Annotated in this window: 11 protein-coding genes; all 11 read right to left on the bottom strand. The window is 28.9% G+C overall.

All coding sequences use genetic code 11. From position 1 onward, the window contains the following. Positions 1 to 41: 41 nt before the first annotated feature. Complete coding sequence (locus MPF13_RS12680; RefSeq protein WP_249983039.1) at positions 42 to 2,780, bottom strand: outer membrane beta-barrel protein; 2,739 nt, start codon at positions 2,778 to 2,780, stop codon at positions 42 to 44. Between the two features lie 61 nt (positions 2,781 to 2,841). After that, positions 2,842 to 5,355, bottom strand: coding sequence for an alpha-amylase family protein (locus MPF13_RS12675; RefSeq protein WP_249983037.1), 2,514 nt, complete (start codon positions 5,353 to 5,355; stop codon positions 2,842 to 2,844). 6 nt (positions 5,356 to 5,361) lie between these two features. Further along, positions 5,362 to 6,822, bottom strand: a complete 1,461-nt coding sequence (locus MPF13_RS12670; protein ID WP_249983035.1) for an arylsulfatase — start codon at positions 6,820 to 6,822, stop codon at positions 5,362 to 5,364. An 11-nt stretch (positions 6,823 to 6,833) separates the two neighbouring features. Beyond that, a complete protein-coding gene (locus tag MPF13_RS12665) occupies positions 6,834 to 8,393 on the bottom strand; it encodes a sulfatase family protein (RefSeq protein WP_249983033.1) in 1,560 nt (519 codons plus the stop codon). A 98-nt stretch (positions 8,394 to 8,491) separates the two neighbouring features. Beyond that, positions 8,492 to 8,983 (bottom strand): hypothetical protein, encoded by a 492-nt coding sequence (locus tag MPF13_RS12660; protein WP_249983031.1) that lies wholly within the window; start codon positions 8,981 to 8,983, stop codon positions 8,492 to 8,494. Between the two features lie 11 nt (positions 8,984 to 8,994). Then, positions 8,995 to 10,710: a RagB/SusD family nutrient uptake outer membrane protein gene (locus MPF13_RS12655; RefSeq protein ID WP_249983029.1), complete on the bottom strand. Its 1,716-nt coding sequence runs from the start codon at positions 10,708 to 10,710 to the stop codon at positions 8,995 to 8,997. A 12-nt stretch (positions 10,711 to 10,722) separates the two neighbouring features. Next, positions 10,723 to 13,860: a SusC/RagA family TonB-linked outer membrane protein gene (locus tag MPF13_RS12650; protein WP_249983027.1), complete on the bottom strand. Its 3,138-nt coding sequence runs from the start codon at positions 13,858 to 13,860 to the stop codon at positions 10,723 to 10,725. 277 nt (positions 13,861 to 14,137) lie between these two features. Then, positions 14,138 to 15,514: a sulfatase gene (locus MPF13_RS12645; RefSeq protein ID WP_249983025.1), complete on the bottom strand. Its 1,377-nt coding sequence runs from the start codon at positions 15,512 to 15,514 to the stop codon at positions 14,138 to 14,140. A gap of 8 nt (positions 15,515 to 15,522) precedes the next feature. Continuing rightward, positions 15,523 to 17,097 carry a T9SS type A sorting domain-containing protein gene (locus tag MPF13_RS12640; protein ID WP_249983023.1) on the bottom strand — a complete coding sequence of 525 codons (1,575 nt, stop codon included), beginning with the start codon at positions 17,095 to 17,097 and terminating at the stop codon, positions 15,523 to 15,525. Positions 17,098 to 17,154: 57 nt separating this feature from the next. Next, the gene (locus tag MPF13_RS12635; protein ID WP_249983021.1) at positions 17,155 to 18,975 is read right to left on the bottom strand and encodes an alpha-1,3-galactosidase-related protein; all 1,821 of its coding nucleotides are present in this window, start codon (positions 18,973 to 18,975) and stop codon (positions 17,155 to 17,157) included. Between the two features lie 119 nt (positions 18,976 to 19,094). After that, positions 19,095 to 22,472, bottom strand: coding sequence for a T9SS type A sorting domain-containing protein (locus MPF13_RS12630; protein WP_249983018.1), 3,378 nt, complete (start codon positions 22,470 to 22,472; stop codon positions 19,095 to 19,097). Positions 22,473 to 22,477 lie beyond the last annotated feature (5 nt).

Raw genomic sequence — 22,477 nt, 5'->3', positions numbered from 1 at the left:
GTAGAAAATGTATTTTAGAGTAAATTAAGCAATAATTTTTATTATTTCTTTTTCTTACGTTTTCTTTTACCTGTATTTAACTTGTAAGTATAACTTAATACTACATAACGTCCTAAACTTTGAAGATTTGTTTCTTCAAAATAATTTAAGGTACTTCTTCTAAAAACATCTACATTTTTGTCTAATAAATCTATTAAAACTAACTTTAAAATGTTGTTGTTTTTTGATAATGAATAAGACATTGCTGCGTTCCAAATAGGAATTTCTTGTTTAATAGAAAAATTGTTATCTGTATAAACAATATAATCTAATTGGGTATTTACATTAAACCTTTTTGTTACATCAAAATCTACCATTCCAAAATATTTTTGTGAAGTAAATTTTCTATTTAAATCATTTTCTATAGAAAAACTGGTATTATTTATTTTGTAGGTTGCTCCTGCTTTTAAATCTACTCTTCTTTTTCTATTATTTTGAATTAAAAAATTTACTAAATAATCTTGAGATACAACATTATTAAGTTCATAGTTTACAACAGAATTTACAGAGTTATATGAAAACCTGTTTTTAAGACTCAAACGAATTCCTAAACTATTTACTTTTTTACTAAAGTTTGCTAAAGCGTTAAATCTTGTTCTATTTCCGTTATTTTGATAACTAATTGTTCTAATATAATTATTATCTATACTTACATTTCTAATGATTGCATCAGAAGAAATAAGGTATTGTAACCTTCCATTAAAACTTAAAGATGAATTAAAATCATGCACATTAGCAATGGCTAAAAAAGAGTGTGTTTTTTCTGTTTTTAAATCTGGATTTCCTGTAAAAATTGCATACGGATTTATATCATTATAAAAAGGATTTGTTTGACTTGCTCTTGGAGCTCTAATTAACTTTCTATAAGTAAATCTATATTTTTTGCCTCTTTTAGGTTTGTATTGAAAAAAGAAATATGGATTTGCATACAATTCTTCTCTTTTAAATTGATGCTTATTTACCTCTCCAAAACTTCTGTTTAATGTTTGAAACTCTAAACCTGTAGAAACATTTAAGGTAGATTTATTATAACTATGGTAGAACTTTGTTTTAAAACTATTTTCAGAATATTTATAATTATAAGCTATAAAATCCTCTTCTGTTGTTGTTTTTACAGTTTTTCTGTTTTGATTGGTATTTTCTTTACCAGATAAGGTTTGAGATGAAGCTTCTGTATTAAAATAATGATTTCCTCCTAATGGTTCTGTATATTTAATTCTTAAAAATATATTTGCCGAATTTATATTTTGATTTCTATAAATATCATAACTAGTATTTGAAGTATTTGTGTTATTTATATTTCTAGTTATAAAAATATCTTGGTCGCTATCTTTATTATAATTATTTATAGTAGTTATAAAAACTGTACTAAAACTTCTTCCTTGTTTGGGTAATCTTTGATAATAATTTACATTTAAATTCCCGAATTTCTTTAAATTTTTATTTGATGAAATATTGTCGTTCGTAGTTACTAACTCATCAAGTTCGTTAAAAAAAGAGCCTCCTCTATTAAGAAGTGATGTTCTTAAATCTGAATAAAACCTCCCTTTAATTCTTAAACTTTTAGTTTTACTAGATTTATTGTTATAATTAAAATTTAAATTATGATTATCTGAAATATTTAAATAAGAGTTTTCTGAAGAATAATTAAAATTATTACTGTTTGAAAAAAATACTCTTTTGGTATCTGAAACACCATTGTTTTCTGATAAATTATAAAAATAATCTACATTAAAAGATTCTTTTTTCTTGAGTTCTTTACCATAATGAATACCTGCAACAACTGTTTTTAAATATCCATTTAAGTTTTTTTGCTGCTTTATAAAATCATCTTCCCCATTATCATCAGAATCATCAGAAATGCCATCTGCATTTTTTAAAAAACCTTGAATGTTAGAACCTGTTACATTAATATTATTAAATTTTCCTATTACAGATAATTGTGCTTTTGTATTAAATTGATTGTAATTTAGGTTACTAAAATATCTATTATCTAATCCTAAACCACCAGCAACCTTTCCAAAACCTCTATTTTTCTTAGATTTTTTAAGTGTAAAATTTATTACAATTTCTTTATTACCATCATTTACACCCGTTAATTCTGCCTCATCACTTTTTTTATCTATTACTTCAATTTTAGCCACAACATCTGCAGATAAATTTTTAAGAACTATAGATGGGTCACCACCAAAAAACTCTTTACCATCAACAAAAATCTTAGTAACAGTTGTTCCTTGAGCTATAACTTTACCTTCTTCTATTTCTATACCTGGAAGTTTATTTAATAAACCTTCTATATTATCATCATGGTTTATTTTAAAAGAATTGGCATTAAAACTAACTGTATCTTTTTTTATTTGAACAGGTACAACTGCAGTTATAACTACCTCATCTAACAATCCTATATCTTCTTTTAAAACTATATTTTTAAGATCTAGTAATTGATTTTTATAAATTATTTTTTTTGAAAATGTTTTAAATCCTAATAAATTTAATTGAAGAATTATAGTGTCTTTAGGAATATTATTTAAGCGAAAAAATCCTTTTTCATCGGTTGTTGTGTAACTTAAAAAAGTATTGTCTTTTGGACTAATAAGCGCAACAGAAACCATTTCTAAAGGCACTTTTTTTTCATCAGTTACAAATCCTTTTATACCAGACTGACTGTAAAAATTTAATGAAACACAAAATAAAAGTATAAATAATCTAAAATTTTTAGAATATTTTTTTGATGAAAACATGCTAGTTAGACTGCTCAAATTTTAAAAAGTTTAATAAAGAATAATATATTTTTAAGTAAAATTAATTCTTAATTACTGATACTCTTTTTTCTTTGTTTTCAATAATTAATTTCACAAAATACACTCCACTACTATATCCACTTAAATCTAATTGAATATTATTTTTAGCAACATAAATTTTATCTATTTGTTGTCCTAAGGAATTATAGATTGTTAAATTATTAATTATCTTATTGTCTTGAAATTTTATAATTCCAGATGTAGGGTTTGGAAAATATTTAAACTCATCTATAATTTCTTCATTATTAGAAAGAGAACTTGGTGTAACTTCTAGCAGTAAAACATCATCTCTTTTCATTGTAAAGTTTGTAGATAACTCTTTACCTGTTAATAAATTTTTTATAGAACTTATTGTTCCATTATCTCTCATAGATAAAGAAACTTGTGTACTTTCTTTACCCAAATTAACAATAGTTATAACTTCTTTTCCATTTTGTTTAGATATGGTTCTAGAAAAACACCCCTTAATATTTAAACTATTAGTTTCTACTATTTTTAAATTTGGTAATTCATTTTTATCAGAAAGTAAATCAAAAGCTTTGGTTTTAAAACTTGCTAAAGAAGAAGCTTGTAAAATAGTTCCATTACTTACATTTAAATTCATAGAATGATTTGCACCATATTCATTTTTCTTAAGACTTTCTGAGTCTATAATTATTGTACCTCCATTATCTAAATAGGTTTGCAAAGCATTAAATTCATCAACAGTTACAAATTCTGTTTTGTAAACCAAAATTACATTCCAATCGTTATTATTGTTTTCTTCTATAATTCCTTTTGATGCAAAACCAATTGGTGAACCATCAAAATACATAGATTCATATAAACTAAATACCTCATCTAAATGGTTGCTTTTATTAATTGCCGAAGTTTTAGAATAAAAAATTCTAATCGGTTTTTTTAATTGTTGAAAAGCGTAAATATCTTCTGCATTGGCATTTAAATCTAAAACAGTAGATTCTACTTCGTTGATAATTCTTGGTTGCTGATTGTTAGAACCTGCATAACCTTTTCCTGCATTATTTCTAATAGAACCATCTGCTTGTCTTGCCCAAAACCAAGTTTGAGAAACATTCATACCAGAAACATATGCTAACCAATAAGAAGCTCTTGCATAAGAAGGTTTTAAATACAAATCTCTAAATTTATTTGTAGATAAAAAATGAGATTCAGAATTGTAAATTATTTTATTAGGACTTACAGATTTCATAAAATCATAAGCCATACTCACCTCTCTCCAATGAAAAGAATAGTGTTCTTCCCATTCTTCTGTAGAGCCCCACATATAAGAATTCCAGCTTTTAGCATCATTACCAATAACTCCTGTTAATCTTGTTAAAGCTTCTAAATCTATACCACTATCTTTAGAATTATCTGACCAAAGGTGAGGCATAATTTTAATATGTGTTTTTGCATCTGGGTCATTTTCTTTTATCTTATTTTTTAAAAAAACAAACCAATCTGTTACCCTATACATATTAAAAGTCATCCAATCATACCAAATTGGTTTTCCTTGTAAATTTTGCTGCATAGGTATTTCTATAGTAACATCATTAAAACTTGCAAAATTTGTATTCCACAAAGAATTTAACTTACTAATTGTAGTGTGCTTATTAGATAACCAAGTTCTAAATTTTGCCTTAGTATATTCTGAAACTGGGTCAGATTCCCAAGTATTTGCTATAGAATTCCAATGAGGTTCATTTGTTAACATATACCCCATTTTAGTATAATTTTTACCAGCCATTAATGGGACACATCCATCCAATAAAAAACTTTGCATTTCTCTGGCTCCAGGATTATCTATATCATACGTTGTAAATAAAGTTCCACCAACTGTAAAATTATCATATTTGTCAAGTGCCCATTGTGGAGGCCCCTTGTGATTTAAAAAAACACTTCCAAATTTACCATTTGGTTTCGATTGTAATTCATTTATAACATTAGTTTTAATGTTACCTTGAGCATCAGCAACATCTGAAGAAGTCATAAAATATCCATCTTTATCTCCAAAAAAACCATTTAATTGAGTGGTAGATGGTCTCCAAGTATAATCAGATAAAAAAACTGGTGTATTATTAGACAACACTATATTGCCTTTTATACTAATGTTTTCCCAATCTATATTTGGAACCGGTTTACGAACAATTGTACCTGCTATAACTTGGTTTATTGTAGCAATTGCTTCATCTAACATTAAAATAACTTCTGAACGTTCAAAATCAGGGAGATCAGCAGCCATTTGAGCTGCGTTATCTTTATATCTAGTAACCAATTCAAAATGAGATGTATTTTCAGCAATATTATTTTCATCCCAATTAGCAAATTCTAAAAATACTTCTGCTGTTCTAACAGTAAGTTTCTCTTTAAAAACATCTAATCCTGCATTTTCTGCTTGGGTTATTTTTGCTTTTAATTCATTAATTTTAGTTATTGCAGTTTGTTCTAATTGGGCGTGAGCATAATTTGCCAACCCCAAAAAAAAGAAAATTATTATTGTTTTTAGGAATTTCATGCCCTATTATTTTTGTTTAAATGGAAATAATGTTGATTCTGTTCTAGAACTTATTAATAATTGTTTTAATTCTGAGGCAACCTCAGGATGTAATTTCACAACATTATTGGTTTCTGATACATCTTTAGACAAATCATAAAGCTCAAATGAACCTTTCTTTTTTCCTTTAGAATTTATATTGTGCCAAACACCTTTCCAGTTTCCTTTTCTAATGGCTTTTCTACCTCCTCTAATATTAAATTCCCAATAAAGATGACTGTGTGTTTCTTGATTTCCTTTTTCTAATAAAGTTGGCAAAAAAGAAATTCCATCAATATTTTTTGGATTCTTTGTATTTGTAATTTCTGTTATTGTTGGTAAAACATCCCAAAAAGTTGATACATGATTTGTAACAGTACTTTCTTTAATTTTATTAGGCCAAACTACTAAAAATGGTGCTCTAATACCACCTTCATATAAATCTCTTTTATAACCTCTAAACTCACTGTTACTATCAAAAAAATCTGGATTTGTACCTCCTTCTGGAGAAGGACCATTATCACTAGTAAACATAATAATAGTGTTTTCTGAGAGTCCTAATTCTTCAACTTTATCAATAATCTGACCTACATAAGCATCAATTCTTGTAATCATTGAAGCATAAGTTGCTAAAGGTTTTTCTACAGATGCATACTCATGAGGTACAATATCTGGACCATAATCTGACGTATATTTATTATCTACAGTATAAGGAGTTTCTTTAAACTTACCATCATACATTTTAAAAATAGAATCGTTTGGTGAAATTATTTCTGCATGAGGCAACACTAATGGAATATAGGCAAAGAAAGGTTTGTCTTTATTTTTTTGAATAAATTGTAATCTATGTTCTTGTATTTTATCTGGAGCATAGGTTACTTTATTTGTCCAATCATTTCCTTCTAAAGAATCTCTTTTTTGATTGTGATTTAAATATGGAGGATAATAACGATGTGCTAATTTTTGATCATTATAACCATAAAACTCATCAAAACCTTGATTGTTTGGATCACCTTCTCCAAAACCTAATCCCCATTTACCAAACATTCCTGTGGCATAACCTGCTTCTTTTAGAATTTCAGCAATTGTTATAGAATTTTTAGGCAAAGGCACTTGACCTTCTTTGTTTTTTTTAAACTCTCTATTACCTCTAATTGGTGTATGACCTGTGTGTTGACCTGTCATTAAAGTAGCTCTAGAAGGAGCACAAACTGCTGCTCCACTATAATGCTGAGTAAACTTCATTCCTCTTGCAGCTAACTTATCTAGGTTTGGGGTTTTAATAATTTTTTGCCCATAAGCACCTAAATCTCCAATACCCATATCATCTGCTAAAATGTAGATGATATTTGGTTGTTGTTTAACATTTTGTTCAACTTTTTTTTCTTGAGCACAAGAAAAAAGTATTGATGAGAATGAACAAACTAATAATAATTGCTTAAACACCATTAATTATTCTTTTATCTAAAAATTACTTCTTTTACTCCTTTTTTAAAATCTAATCCTCTTAACTTTTGAAAAGTTGCTTTCATTTCTGTTAATTTATCAGAATTAGTTTCGGCTAAATTATTGTGTTGTCCTAAATCCTCTTTTAAATTGTACAATTGTTCAAAAGGGAAATTACCTACTTCAATTCCTACTTTTTCTCTAAAGTTTTTTCCTTTATAAGCAGGGATATACAACCAATCGCCACTTCTTAAAGCTGTTTTACCTGTAGCTTCAATTACTAGATTATCTCTTCCTTTGTCCGAATTTCCTAAAAATGCATTTAAAACATTTTTACTATCTGTTGATGTTTCTTCTGTACCCACTAACTCAGCTATAGAAGCCATTAAATCCATTTGACAAACTACAGCATCTGAAACTGCAGGTTTAATTTTTCCTTTCCAATACGTAATAAAAGGAACTCTAGTACCAGCTTCAAAAATACTATACTTACCACCTCTTAAACCTCCTTTTGGATCGTGTTTTCCTAATTTTTCAACTGCATCATCATAATATCCATCATTTAAAACTGGGCCATTATCACTAGAAAAAACTATTAATGTGTTTTCTAAAATACCTTCTTCTTTTAAGGTTTTCATAAACTCTCCAATCATCCAATCTGCTTCTAAAATAACATCCCCTCTTGGTCCCATTCCAGATTTACCTACAAAACGTGGGTGTGGAGTTCTTGGAACGTGAGGTTGCTGCATTGCATAATATAAAAAGAATGGATTGTCTTTATGCGTCTTTACATAATTTTGAGCTTTTTTTAAGAAATGATCTGCCATATCTGTATCTACCCATTTTGCAGATTCACCACCTTTCATAAAACCAATTCTTCCAATACCATTTACTATACTATTATTATGTCCATGATGCCATTTCATGTCTACCATTTCTGGATTTAAAACCGCAGTTGGTTCTCCTTCAAAATTTTCTTTATAATTTACTTGAATTGGGTCATTTTTATCTAAACCAACAACATTACCGTCTTTAATATAAACAGTTGGTACTCTATCTTGAGTTGCTGCTAAGATGTATGATTTATCAAAACCTACTTCATTAGGACCAGGAGAAACTCTTTCATTCCAATTTACAATACCTGTTCCTAAACCTAAATGCCACTTACCTACAATTGATGTTTGATACCCTTGTTTTTTAAGCATTTTAGGTAATGTTTGTTGCTCTGTACTAATTAACAAAGGTGCTGTTCCTGGTAAAATTTTTGCTTTTTTATTACGCCAAGGATACATACCTGTTAACAAAGCATATCTACTTGGAGTACAAGTTGCTGAAGAAGCATAACCATTTGTAAACTTTATACCTCCAGTAGCCAAAGCATCTATATTTGGTGTTTGTAATTCTGTAGCTCCATAAGAACTTAAATCTCCATATCCTAAATCATCTAAATAAATAACAACAATATTTGGTTTTTGTTCAGACTTTTTCGCTACTTTTTTTTCAGATTGATTTTTACATCCAATTGCAAAAACTAGCGTAAAAACTAATAAAACATTTAATTTAATTATTTTCATTATTCTCTTTTTAGATTTACTTCTTTGAAGTTATATTTTCTTATTTATTTAAAAAAAAATAATCCCACCAACAAAGGTGGGATTATCAACTATTAAAATTAATCTACTGTTATAGTAAACTTCTTATTAACTTTCCATACTCCGTTTTCATTAACAGATTCTGATACTTCTTCATTAAAAGTGTTTACTAATAAAATTTCATAAACTCCTTTTTCTGTAAAAAGCACATTTGCGTGTTTATCTGTTGTAGAAGAACCAGCATTAGGTATTATGTATTTAGTGTAAACAGAATCAGTTTCTGAAATTGTTTTTGATAATAACTTTGTAGTAGCAGGTATTTTCCATTCATGTGAAACAACTCCTCTTGATAAGTCATAAAAAGCAATAAACTTATCTACACCTATTGTTTTTTCTGTTGAACTATAAATAGGTTCATTTGAAGTAGTATCTGTATTAATTCCTGGAGTAGACCACCATGTTAAAGATGAAACTTCATTAAAAGGAGGAACATAATCATTCTCTTCTTCACAAGCATTAAACACCATTGTTACAACTAAGAACAATGCAAATAATTTATATATATTTTTCATAATATAATTTTTTAATTAGAGTTTTGATTATTTAAAGTCTCACTTTGAGGTAAAGGTAAATATCCATTATAACCTGCTGCCCATGCTGCAGCTGCCTCTGTATATTCTGAAAACTGATTAGCACCTGAGCCTAATTGTATTAAACTATTATTACGCCTTGCAGTAGCTCCGTTTGTTTTTGTATAGGTATAATTTGCATAACCATAAACTTGAGTACTTAAATCTTGAAATCTTTGAGCTGCAACACCCCATCTTCTTAAATCTATAGATCTTGTAGAAAAACCTTCTAAAGATAATTCTAAAGGATATTCATTATACATTAATTGATCCATAAATGAAGCTTGATTAAAAGTTGTTGCATCTAATGGTAATAACCCCCATCTTGTTCTAATTTGATTTACTAAATCAACAGCTGCAGGAACATCTGTTTGCGCTAAACATTCTGCATACATTAAATAAACACCACTCAATCTATTAATAACAACATTTCTACCAGATTCCCATGGAGTAGTATTTGTATCAAATTCTGTTGTACCTGTTAAATGATTGGTATATTTTTTAAACATAGAAAATAATGTACCAGCAAATCCATAGGCTTGTGGAGATGTATAACCATAATACATTGAACTTTCGTCATTTACCAAAGCAATACTCTTAGAAGCTCTAATAGAATTGTTTTTTAACGGTTGTGTAAGATCATTATTAATGTGATTTCTTGGATCTGCAGGATCCATTTCTAAACTTTCTTGCATGTATTGGTAAGTTAACCAAGCAGAAGGAACTACCCAACCTTGACCACCAAAAGCTTTTTTAGCTTCTAAGTTTCTTCCTGGAGGAGCTGTTCTTCTTGCCAATCTATTTTGAAAAGAACGCTCATCAAAAAATGCATCTTCTGGTCTTAAATTATCAGCATAATTAATTTCAAAAATAGACTCTGAATTAAAGTCTCCACTACTTGGAAACATCTTATCTACATCTTGCTCTAAAGATAAACCATAAGCGCCATTAGTAACCACATCTTTAAAATATGGTATTGCTAAAGCATGCTCTCCTTGATATAAATGACTAGTACCTAAAATTGTAGCAGCAACTGCAGCATCTACTCTAGAAACTGTTTTACCTTGTGCAGGTAAGTTTGCATATGCGTATTCTAAATCTTCTCTAAAGAATTTTATTACTTCTTCTGAAGTAGAAACTGGTTTAGAAAACTCTTCTGCAGTTAAAGGAATACGATCTCTAATTATAATTTTTCCTTCATTAAAATTAGAATGTAAATAAAAATGCATTAACCCTCTAAAGAATCTAGCTTCTGCCATTTGTCTTGTCCATTCAGGATCAGACTTAAATTCAGCATCCATTCCATTTAATCCCTCAATTAATTGATTTGCTCTCCAAATTACTTGATATTTAGCATCCCATCTATCTCCTAATTCTCTATTATCTGATGTTACTCTTTGTTGGTACCAAGTTAAATATTGACCTGTAGGTCTTGTTCTTCTACCTGGATAAGCAATATCAGTTCTTGTAAACTCTTCTGCAATAGAAAGTACATATGTATGTAACATTGCAGAATAAACAGATGTTAAATTTGATTCTGAATCATCTAAATCTTTCCAAAAAGTACCCGTTGATAATTCGTTTGGGTTATTTTCTTCTAAATAACTTGAACAAGATTGCAAAATTCCAACTAAGAATACTGCAGCAAGGATGTATATATATTTTTTCATAATTTCTGTTTTTTAAAATTCTAAATTAAACCCTAATGAATATAAAGAAGTTAAAGGAAATCTTGCAGAATCTATACCTCTTCTTGTAACATTACCTCCAATTTCTGGATCAAAACCATCATAACCTGTAATTGTAATTGGGTTTTGAGCAGAAAAGAATAATCTAAACTTAGAAGCTCCAATTTTACTTGCTACTTCTTTTGGTATCGTATATCCTAAAGATACTAACTTTAGTCTTAAGTAATCTCCATTCTCTACCCACAAATCAGAATCTCCATTGTAATTTGGATGTCTTCCTTCTCTTTCAATCCAAAAAGGAATTTGAGATGTTGGGTTTTGAGGTGTCCACATATTAATTAAATCTTTGTGTCTTGTTCTTGCAAAAGCATCTGCTTTTGTAGCGTTTATTACTTCTGCACCTACAGACGCATACCAATTCATAGTAAAATCGAAGTTTTTGTAAGAGAAGTTTGTGTTAAATCCAATTTCAAAATCTGGTAATCCACTACCTGCATAATCACGGTCTAAATTATCAATAACTCCATCACCTGCATCAGGAATTCCATCATTATCAGTATCTACAGTTAACTTATCTATATACTTTAAATCTCCTGCTTTTGCATTACTATCTACATTTGTTTGATATTCTAAAAGTTCTGCTGCTTTTTCTGGAGTATGATCAGAAAGTACACCATCTGTTGGTTTTAACCAAAATGCTCCTGCTTCTCTACCTAATGTAAATACTGTTACTGGTGTTCCTAAAATGTTTGAGTTAGAATTGTAAATAATATCTACTCCATCAGACATTTTAGTAATTTCATTTTGATTTTTAGTAAAATTAATTCCTAAATTTAATCTACCATCTCCAATATTACCTTTATAGTTTAGTGCTAATTCTAAACCTTTATTAGTCATATCTCCAATATTTCTAATTTGGTCTTGATCTCCACTATTTCTAATAACACCTGCAGAACCTGGTAATCTAACAGGAAAAAGCATATCTTCTTTTTCTGTTAAATAGTAATCTGCACTAAAACTAAATTTGTTTCTTAAGAATCCTAAATCTATACCAACATTACTTGATACTGAAGTTTCCCATTTGATAATTGGGTTTGCAAACCCAGTAACTGCAGAACCTAAAGTTTGGTTATTATCTGTAGTATCGAATATATAATCTAATTCTCTTGTAATTGTTGCTGCATACTGATAATCATCAAAACTATCATTACCTGCAGTACCTCTACTTAATCTTACTTTAAAATTATTAATTGTTCCTTTTAAAGGTTTCCAAAACTTCTCACTAGAAACATTCCAAGCTAAAGAAACAGAAGGAAAAGTTCCCCATCTATTTTCAGATCCAAATTTACTTGATCCATCTCTACGTACAAATGCAGATACTAAGTATTTACCTTTATAGTTATATTGAGCTCTTGCTAAAAAACCTACATTTTTTCTAACGTAATTAGCTCCTGAATCTGCAACAGGATCTTGACTAGATCCGTTTAAAACCTTAATTGAATTATCTAAAACTCCATTTCTTGAAGCTGTAAAAGACTCAAAAGTACGCTCATCTGCAGACATACTTGCTAATAAGTTAATACTATGTTTACCTATTTTTTTCTTATAAGTAAAAAATCCATCTACACTAAATACGTTTAATCTAGAAGAAAATGCAGAAGTTCCACTAAATGTTGGATCAGACTCTACAATACCTGTTTCTAAATCTACTAACTCAAATTTAGATCTAAAAATATTACGATTTACGTTATCTATGTTTGTACCTATTCTTGTAGTAAAATCTAAATCTTTAGTTATTTTTCTAGTAGCACTTAAACTTAAGTTTAATTTATCATTTCTTTGATTATCTTCTCTTTTAATTGCTTGAGCTAAAGCATTTAATGGTGTAGTAACACCTCCATTTCCTTCTTCAGAAATAAATTGATCAGCAGTTAAATCTACTAATGGAAAATATGGTTTATAACGTGTTGCTAAAGTAATTAATTGATTTGGAGAACGATCTCTATCTTCTAAAATAAAACCTATACTTGAATTTATATTCCAGTTGTCTGTATTATAAGTTGTAGAAATTCTACCATTATATCTTTTAAAGTTAGATCCTATAAGTACCCCATCAATATTTTGATAACCCCCAGTAACATTGTAAGTAAAACCTTTAGTACCACCAGAAACTCTAATGTTATAAGATTCACTTTCTGCACCATCAACTAATACTAAATCTGAAAACACGTTATCATTAGATAACCAACTAGCTCTATTAGGACCAGGTGTAAAAAACGAAATACCTAATTGTTGTTTATAATTAGCTCTTGCAGTTTCAAAATAAAGTTGTTCTTCAGAATTCATTAAAGGAGTTCCAGAACCAAGTGCTTGTACACCATAAGAATGATCTAAACTAACAGCCATTTTACCTTCTTTACCTTTCTTAGTTGTTATTAAAATAACTCCTGCTGCACCACGTGTTCCATAAATTGCAGCAGAGGCTGCATCTTTAAGAACATCAATAGTTTCAATTTCATTACTTGCTAATCTTGGATCTCCTTCTTGAGGAATACCATCTACAACAAATAAAGGTGTGTTACTACCAGATAAAGATGTAATACCTCTAATTTGAATATTAGATTGCTCTCCTGGTTCTCCAGAATTTGCAGTAATATTTACCCCTGCAACTTGCCCTTGCATTGCAGAAGCAATATCTGGAGTTACAAATTGTTTAATATCATCTGCTTTTACTTGAGCAACAGAACCTGTTAACTCTTTCTTTTTTACAGCTCCATAACCAATTACTACAATTTCTTCTAACTCTTCTGTACTAGAAGTCATTTTTACATTGTGTTTTGGTCTTTGAATTTTAACATTTCTGTTTTTCATACCTAAGTATGCAAACACTAAAGTTTGGCCTATTTCTGCTTTTATAGTATAGTTACCATCAAAATCGGTAGAAGTACCATTTTGGGTTCCTTTAACTACAACAGATACTCCTGGTATTGGAGAATTATCTGCACTATCAGTTACGACTCCTTTTACTGTAATTTGTTGCGCATTTGCATTAAAACTACAGAACAATACAGCAAATAAGCTTAAAATACTGTATTTCGTAATCTTGTTTTTTAATAAAAATTTTATTTTCATGGGTTGACTTTTAATCGTTTTTATTCAATTTAGGTTTTAAGTTAATTGTTTCAATAGTAATTTAATTCATAATTTTTTAATGGTTATTTTTTTATTTAAAGTTAAATTTTGTTAAAATTCTAGTAATATTTTATCTAGACAGTATAAAATTGATGATTTTGTAATATTACTATGTAGATTTTAGTAAATTAAATGTACTTGATAGTAAATACACACACAATACATTGATTTAAAACAACTTAAATAAAACAACTACTGTTTTTAACATCAATAATTATTAATATTTAGGAATAAAATTCATTTCCCAATTCTTAATATCTTCTTTTAATTTAGTCTCAATTTCTAATCCTGTACCTATTAAATTGGTTTGCTCACTTATATCATTTTTAATATTAAATAATTGATATTTTCCTGAGTGATATTTTATCAATTTCCAATTATCTGAAATTACAGCAGCATATTGATCTTCATAACTTCTTAAAAAATACAAATTACGTTTAGCAATTTTATCGCCTTTTAATATTGGTAATAAACTAACTCCTTGTATTTTATCATTTTTATACTTTGTACCAGTTGCTAACTCCATTAATGTTGGGTATATATCTATAGACTGCACAGGTATATCTGTTTCTGAGTTAGATTTTGTAACCCCTGGATAAGAAATTAAAAGAGGTACTCTAGCTCCACCTTCACCTAAAGTATTTCCTCCTTTTTTACCTCCAGATAAAGGTGCGTTTGTATAAGCTCCTCCTTGATCTGAAAGAACAATAATTACTGTATTATCTTCTATACCTTTGTCTTTAATAGCTTTTCTAACTCTTCCTACAGATTCATCCATAGCTTCTACCATTGCTGCATGATGTGCATATTTACCTTTTAAACCTGCATCTTGATATTTCTTTAATAAATCTTTTCTTCCAACAGAAGGACCATGAACAGAATAATACCAAAAAGACAGCATAAAAGGTTCTGCTTTATCATAGTTTTCTATAAAATTAACAGCTCCATCTGTTAAAACATCTGTTAGATAATCTCCTTTTTTATATGATTTCATAAAGTTTCTAGGATCACCACTTTTAAAGAAAGGATAATAATAACTCTTTGGATGACCATGATCTGTAACACCAAACTCAGCATCAAAACCTTGATCTATTGGATATTTACCTACATGACCAACATGCCATTTACCAATAAAATAATTATAATATCCATATTTTTTTAACTCTTCTGCATAGGTTACTTCTTCTAATGGTAAGTAATTTCTAGAAGGTCTTTGCACAGGGTCTTTTGGCCAAATATTATAAGCTTCGTTTATAAATAATTCTTCTCCTGGAATGTGTCTAGAAAAACCAATTCTTGCAGACTCTTTTCCTGTTAATAAAGAAACTCTACTTGGACTACAAGTTGGTGTAGGGATATAAGCTCTTGTAAAATCTAAACTTTCTTTTTTAAATTGATCTAAATTTGGAGTTTTAAAAGTTGTATTTCTATAACCAATATCAGACCATCCATAATCGTCTACAAATAACAAAACGATGTTTGGTTTTTTATAAGACTTGTTTGTATTTGTTTTTGCTTGATTGCTTTTACATGAAAACATTAACGCAAAAACACCAAGATTTAAATAAATTAGAACCTTTTTATTAATACTCATTTTTAAATTTATTTAATAATTATTTTTTTTATGAACTGATTTCCATCAATATTAAAATGAAAAACATACATACTTTTTGACAAATTAGAAACATCTAAACTCATTATCTCTGTATTTTTCTCTTCTTTTAATACTAACTGACCTAAAAAATTGTAGACTTCTATCTTAGCTTTTAAATTACTTTTTATAGTAATAAATTTAGAATTCTCTTTTTGATATATTAAAAATGAATTATCCTTTAAAAAATCATCATTATTTAAAATTTCTGCTACATAAGAAGTCTGTAAAGGGTTTGGTGTATTTTTATCATCTCCTTTAATCCAAATAGGAGAATCATTAATATCACATCCTTCAAAATCATTTTCTCCTCCATCTGTAATTAAACCATCTGCTCTAATTTCTGAAGAAAAACCAGTATGTGTTACGTTTTCTAAAACTATTTTATATCTCCCTTTTGGGTTACCTAAAGAAACATAATCTTCTAAAGCTAAATAATAAACTGGCGCTAAAGAAGGTGATTTATAAGACTCATCATCTGGATTTTTTTCTTCTAAATGAATATAACCTCTTAAAGCACAAGGAACATGTCTTAACCTTGCACTTCTAACTTGTGCTTCTACTCCATAAGTTGCTGAGACATTTGCTATTACAGAATTTTCTGAAAATGTACCTTGATTATGGCCATTTATTGGATTACCATTTGAATCTGATTGACCTTTGCTTTCTGATAAAAAACCAAAATTAATTGAAACAACAGCCTCACAACTTGTTCCGCTAATATCTCTTACATCTACCATACCTTGGGTAATAGTGTGTGGAGATAGCATTACTGCATGAGCACCTTTTGTACAAGAAATATTTCTACCATACACATTATTTATAATTGGAGTCTTGTCTGTTACATATAAATCTGCCAAACCTTTAAAACCAGATTCTAATCTTAAAGTGACACCTCCTTCTCCAGATAAATTTCTAAATAGAACATCTTGAATAACTTGATTTTGAGTTAAACCATAGCCATAATGTGCTTTTTTAATATCTAGATTTTCAATAATACCAAAGGATGCAAATTTTGCTGGAGAACTTCCTACTGCTCCTGAAGAAACTGCATTAAATTTGGTAAAATTATCTAAAACCAAAAAATCTGATAACTTAAAGTTATTGGTATTCCCTAATTGAAAAGCTCTTATTCCTTCACCTGGATTTAATTCTGAAAAATCAAATGTAAATTTCTCACCATTTGTACTTTGAAAACTCCAATTACTTACATTGGCAAAGCTATTATCATATCCTGCTCTAAATAATGAATTTCTTGGTTCAGATTTAAAAACTACATCTGGATGCACTCTAATATGCACACCTGTTTTCATGTGTACTTGACTTAAAGTGTAAGTACCTGCATTAATTGTTAATACTCCACCACCTGCATTAGACAAACTATTAATCATAGATTGTAATGCTGATGTAGAACTAGATCCGTTTGGAAAAGTTGCTTGATTAGAAGTATTAATTGTTGGATTGTAAAAATAATTATCTGCAGGAAGCACTCTATCTATTGGCTGTTGTCCTAAAACAATGCTCATTGAAAATAGAAAACATAACAGCAATATCTTTTTAAAAGTCATCATACAGTTCTAAATTTACTTTACCCCTTTATTTCTTTTTACTTTTACAGAAGTACAGTTTTCTTTCTTATCAATACGTATAGGGAAATCGAAATTTTTATATTTATTTTTTTCAATGGTAACATCTTCACAATAATCTAAACTAATTGATGGTAATTTTGATCCTGTTGGGTAGTCTTTAACCATTTCTATAGTATTGTTAGTTATTTGAAGTCCTTTTACAGAAAAAGCTTGAGCTACATGACCGTTAAAACTTTTAATAATGTTATTACTAAAATTAATATTACGATGAAATTTTTTATCTCCAATTCTCTGACTTGGTGTAAATAAAGGAGAGGCTAATAATGGGTAAGACAAACCATTACCATAACCAATTGTATTAAAAGTATTGTTTCTAATAGTAATGTCTTGTACTCCTCCAGATTCGTACCATTTGTTATTATCTCCTTCAATAAGAATACCGTGCATTTGAGAAGAAAAATAGTTGTTTTCTACAAGTACTTTTCCTTTGGTAGTAATCAGCGCACTTCTTGCTCTATTTTCTCTGATAATATTTTTATTCATGTATAAATCAGGATACCAAGTAAGGTTCTCTAAAGATAATTTTCCTTCTGGCAATGCTTCTGGCATTTCTGTAACTGTAATTAATGTTCTTCTTTCGTTAAGAATTTCTACATCTTCAATTTCAGTTTTAAAAACAGGAAGAATTGTTTCTCTTGAAGTTATCATAACCTCATCTCCTTTTTCTCCGAAAAGAAATCCTATTTGTTGTACGTGACTTGTTTCACATAAAAAAGTTTTATTTCCTAAATACTTTACAACTTTTACATAAGCTCCATGAACATTTATACCATCATCTAGCATATGTTCAAACAAACAGTTTTCTAACTTAATTGTTCCTTTACATCCTAAAAAGTGGGTAGCATCTGCACGTGCTGCAATTGTTCTGCCATCTCTAGAAGTAACTATAAATTTATCTAAAGATACATTTTCACATCTTTCTGCAATTAAACCCATTCCTCCAGATTGTAGCACTGTAACATCATTTAAAAAATTATCTTTAGAGTTTGATAAATGAATACCTGGTGCTAATCTATTTGACCCTGGACTTTTACCATAAGTTGCAATAACGGTTCCAATTGGTGGCGTTTTTTTAGTATAATTAACAAACTTAATTGTATTCTTATCTAGCTTAATTACTTTTGATGCCTTTTTTGGTTGTGGCTTTAAATAATAACTTCTTGTTTGCCAAATAGGAGATCTTGTTTCTGAGTCAAAAGCTATATTTTGTCCGATAATATCTTGCCAACTATAATGGTTAAATAAAAGTTGATTGTTTTTAATTTCGAATCCAAATTTATTATTAGCTACCTCAACTACAAAAGAGTTTTCTTCAGTATTATTTTTAATAACTTTTAATTCATTTACAAACGATTTATCCCAATCAATACTAAAGTTTTTTAAGGTTGTGTTTCTAGAACCTTCAACAACAATTGGAGATATTAATCCATGAAACATAAATGTAGATCCATTACCATCTAAAGTAAAATTATCAAAATTATAAATTGGTAAAGCAATCTTTTTCATACTGTTATCATGATTGGTAACAGCTCTATATTCTTCATAGGCATTTTCTGGATAAAACTCATATTGCCCTTTTGGAAAAAATAATGTAATATTTTTCTTTCCTTCTAAAGATTTTATTAATTGATAGACTTCTAGTGTAACATCTTTACCTGGTTTTATACCATGATCTGCAACATTTATAGTTTGATTTTGTGCACTACAATTAAAACTTAAAAGTAACACAAACATGAAAGTGAAAAAGTTCTTCATAAACATAAAATTATAATTTCTTAATGTAAACCTAATCACATTAAGAAATTAAACTGTATTTCTGAGTATAAAGTATGTATTTATAGGTTTAAGTATTCTATTTACAACCCTTACAAGTTTTATTTAATAAGCAGTCTTTTACTTAATGTACCTAAAGTAGTTTTAACTTTAACTAAATAAACTCCTTTAGATAATTTTGGTATTGAAATTTCTTTAATTTCATTGGCTTTAAATGAAGTTTGCAATACTTGCTTACCAAGAACATTAAATAGTGAAACATTTGTTTTTTCTGCTTTTAAACCTAATATTTTTAACTTAGAATTGTTTAGTTGATAAATACTTACATTATCTATCATAGAATTTTTAGTAGATAATATTGAACTTTTGGTATGCAAATAAAAACGTCCAATTTCATCAGCATTATTGACTAAGTTCACTTTGTATTCTGTATTTATTTCACTTAACTCTATAAACTTATTTTCTAATGTATCTTCTAAAAACACTTTTAAGCCAGAAGGAATATTATCTGTTTCTAATTTAAAAACATGTTCTGAATTATCATTAACTTTAATACCTATTGGAACAATCAAAGTTTCAAAATCTAAATTTGGTAAAGCTTGAATTTGATATTTTTTCCCTTGATTATTTTCTAATAAATGTGTGTATAAAGAAAAACTATCTGTTATTCCTCCAAAAACTTCTCCATCATAACCTCTATCATAACCTTTAGTAGCATCTTCTATATAATAGATTTCTGCATATCTATGCGTTTTTCCATTTGCTACTGTTAATTTTAATTTAGTATTGGATGATTTTTGAAAAGTATCTCCACCAATTTCTTGATTAGATTTTGCAAAATTTAATGTTGTTTCTTTGTTTGCTTTTATAAAAAAGGCTTGTCCTGGTGATACTTTAAAATCACTTAAATTGTTAAATGTATTGTAAGTGTTTCCATTATCATTCCAAACATAAATTTCTTGCTCTGCTAAATCTCCTGTATTATCTTCTAAAAATTTCTTACTACTTATTTTAGCTGTATAAGGATTTCCTAATAAGTTAAATCCACTTCCATCATTTTTAACTAAAATATTTACTCCTGTTTCTTCTGTATTCATAGCTCCTTCAAAAGTAATTGTACCATTTGTACTTTTAACAATATAACCTTTACCTGCAGTAAAATTAGTTGTTGTACCATTAAAATAAGCCCAAGAATTGGTGTCTTCTAAGTAAGTAGCAATACCTCTTTTTCCTGATAAACTTGTAGCTAGCGAATTAGCATCTACCCAAGCTGTATTCAATATTTCTCCAGAAACTGGTGGAGAAACAGAAAACCAACCTTCTAAATTAGTTGCTGCTCCATCACTTGTAGTGTTTAATGTTCTTTTATAAATAGCATTACCTGAAGCTGTTCCTGAAATCTTTAATTGAGCTCCAGATTCTAAAACTAACCCATTATTAGTGGTAATGTTAGAATTTAGAACTAATGAATTTCCAGAATTTATAGTTAAGTTTTTTCCAGAATTTATAGTAATTGCTCCATCAGAAACTACACTAGAATTTATGGTAACATTACCCAGAATTGTTTTTAAATCTGACTGAACAGGTAATATTCCTCCCCAAGTATTAGCATTTTCCCAAACTCCATCAGAAAATGCATGAAGCGATTTTAAGGTTGATGTTTGCAATGGATTTGTTGTATTTTTTTCTGATCCTGGAATCCAAATTGGAGTTCCATCTACATCACACCCTTCAAAATCATTATCTTCTTCATTTGTAATAAAACCATCAGATCTAATTTCTGATAAAAACCCTGAATGTGTTAGATTGTCTACTACAACTTTGTATGTTCCTGCTGGATTATTAAAAGAAGTATAATTTTGAAGTGCTAAATAATAAACAGGAGCTAAAGCTGGAGATTTATAAGACTCATCATCTAAATTTTTAGTTAATGTTACATAACCTCTTAATGCACAAGGCACGTGTCTTAAACGCGAACTTCTTACTTGTGCTTCTAATCCAAAAGTTGCTGTAATATTTGCTATTACAGATTCTTCTGAAAAAGTACCTTGAGTGTGTCCATTAATAGGATTTCCATTTGAATCTGCCTGTCCTTTTGATTCAGATAGAAAACCATCTTTAATAGATACTACAGCCTCACAGCTTTCGCCAGAAATATCTCTAATATCTACTACTCCATGTGTAATTGTATGAGGAGATAACATTACTGCATGCGCTCCTTTAGAGCAAGAAATATTTCTTCCATATACTCTTTCTATTGTTGGCGAATTATCTTGCAGATATCTATTAGCAAGCCCCTCATAACCAGATTCTAAACGCAAAGTAACACCTCCTTCTCCAGATAGATTTCTGAATAGTGCATCTTGAATTACTTGATTTTGGGTTAATCCATATCCATAATGAGCTTTTTCTATAGATAGATTTTCTATAATTCCAAAACTTGGAAATTTTGCAGAATCTTGAATATAATCTCCACTTACATCTGGGTCTCCAACAGCTCCAGAAGAAACAGCGTTAAATTTTGTAAAGTTGTCTAAAACTAAAAAATCTGCCAATTTAAAGTTATTGCAATTACCTAACTGAAAAGCTCTTATATCATCTCCAGGGCTTAATTCAGAAAAATCAAAAGTAAATTTAGCACCTGTAGTACTTGTAAAACTCCAATTATTAACATTTGCAAAACTATTTGCAAACCCTGCTCTAAACAACGCATTTCTTGGAAGCGATTTAAAAACAACATCTGGATGAACACGAATGTGAACTCCTGTTTTCATATGTACTTGTTCTAAAGTATACGTTCCTGCATTAATTGTTAAAACTCCACCACCAGAACTTGATAAATTATCAATCATAGTTTGTAATGCAGATGTAGAAGTATCTCCATTTGGAAAAGTAGCAGTATTTCCGGTATTTATTGTTGGATTATAAAAATAACTATCTGCAGGTAATGCTCTACTTAAGGGCTCTAATGAATTGTAAAATGTTATTTCATCAATAAAAATACTACCTTCTACTGCAGCAAACCCAGATCTAAACATTAAATTTATTTCCTCTGTGGTTGTTGTCGCATTTTTCCAAGTATCATGTGCATCTAAATCAAATATATAGGTTTTAAATTCAGAGTCATTTGCAGTAATAACAAAATTCATCGTTTTATCACTACTGTTGGTTGTTTGTGCTTTAACTCTAAATTGAATAGCATTACTTTCATTTTTTATAACAAGCCTAAGATAATTTTTTGTTGTAGGATCTATAGTTGCTGTAGCAGGATCTAATGTTAAGGTAGAATTATCGTTTTCTCGAACACATTTTAACGTATTTCTACCTGTTGAATTATCTAAGTCTGCAGATGTCATTTGATAACCAGCATCCCATCCTCCTTTTTGAGTTTCAAAATCAAAAGTTTGCCCTTGAGTTTGTACAACTAAAAAGAGACCTAAAACAACTACTAAATTCTTAAGTATATTTTTCTTTTTCATTTTTC

This window comes from Polaribacter sp. Z022 (genome assembly GCF_023555495.1).
GTDB lineage: Bacteria > Bacteroidota > Bacteroidia > Flavobacteriales > Flavobacteriaceae > Polaribacter.
Note: the sequence above shows the minus strand (reverse complement) of the source record. Positions and strands in the feature narration are given on the sequence as shown.

Excerpts from the sequence above, each read along its gene's own strand:
- MPF13_RS12655 (WP_249983029.1), bottom strand. The coding sequence starts at position 10,710 with ATGAAAAAATATATATACATCCTTGCTGCAGTATTCTTAGTTGGAATT.
- MPF13_RS12635 (WP_249983021.1), bottom strand. The coding sequence starts at position 18,975 with ATGAAGAACTTTTTCACTTTCATGTTTGTGTTACTTTTAAGTTTTAAT.
- MPF13_RS12675 (WP_249983037.1), bottom strand. The coding sequence starts at position 5,355 with ATGAAATTCCTAAAAACAATAATAATTTTCTTTTTTTTGGGGTTGGCA.
- MPF13_RS12650 (WP_249983027.1), bottom strand. The coding sequence starts at position 13,860 with ATGAAAATAAAATTTTTATTAAAAAACAAGATTACGAAATACAGTATT.
- MPF13_RS12645 (WP_249983025.1), bottom strand. The coding sequence starts at position 15,514 with ATGAGTATTAATAAAAAGGTTCTAATTTATTTAAATCTTGGTGTTTTT.
- MPF13_RS12630 (WP_249983018.1), bottom strand. The coding sequence starts at position 22,472 with ATGAAAAAGAAAAATATACTTAAGAATTTAGTAGTTGTTTTAGGTCTC.
- MPF13_RS12670 (WP_249983035.1), bottom strand. The coding sequence starts at position 6,822 with ATGGTGTTTAAGCAATTATTATTAGTTTGTTCATTCTCATCAATACTT.
- MPF13_RS12660 (WP_249983031.1), bottom strand. The coding sequence starts at position 8,983 with ATGAAAAATATATATAAATTATTTGCATTGTTCTTAGTTGTAACAATG.
- MPF13_RS12680 (WP_249983039.1), bottom strand. The coding sequence starts at position 2,780 with ATGTTTTCATCAAAAAAATATTCTAAAAATTTTAGATTATTTATACTT.
- MPF13_RS12640 (WP_249983023.1), bottom strand. The coding sequence starts at position 17,097 with ATGAGCATTGTTTTAGGACAACAGCCAATAGATAGAGTGCTTCCTGCA.
- MPF13_RS12665 (WP_249983033.1), bottom strand. The coding sequence starts at position 8,393 with ATGAAAATAATTAAATTAAATGTTTTATTAGTTTTTACGCTAGTTTTT.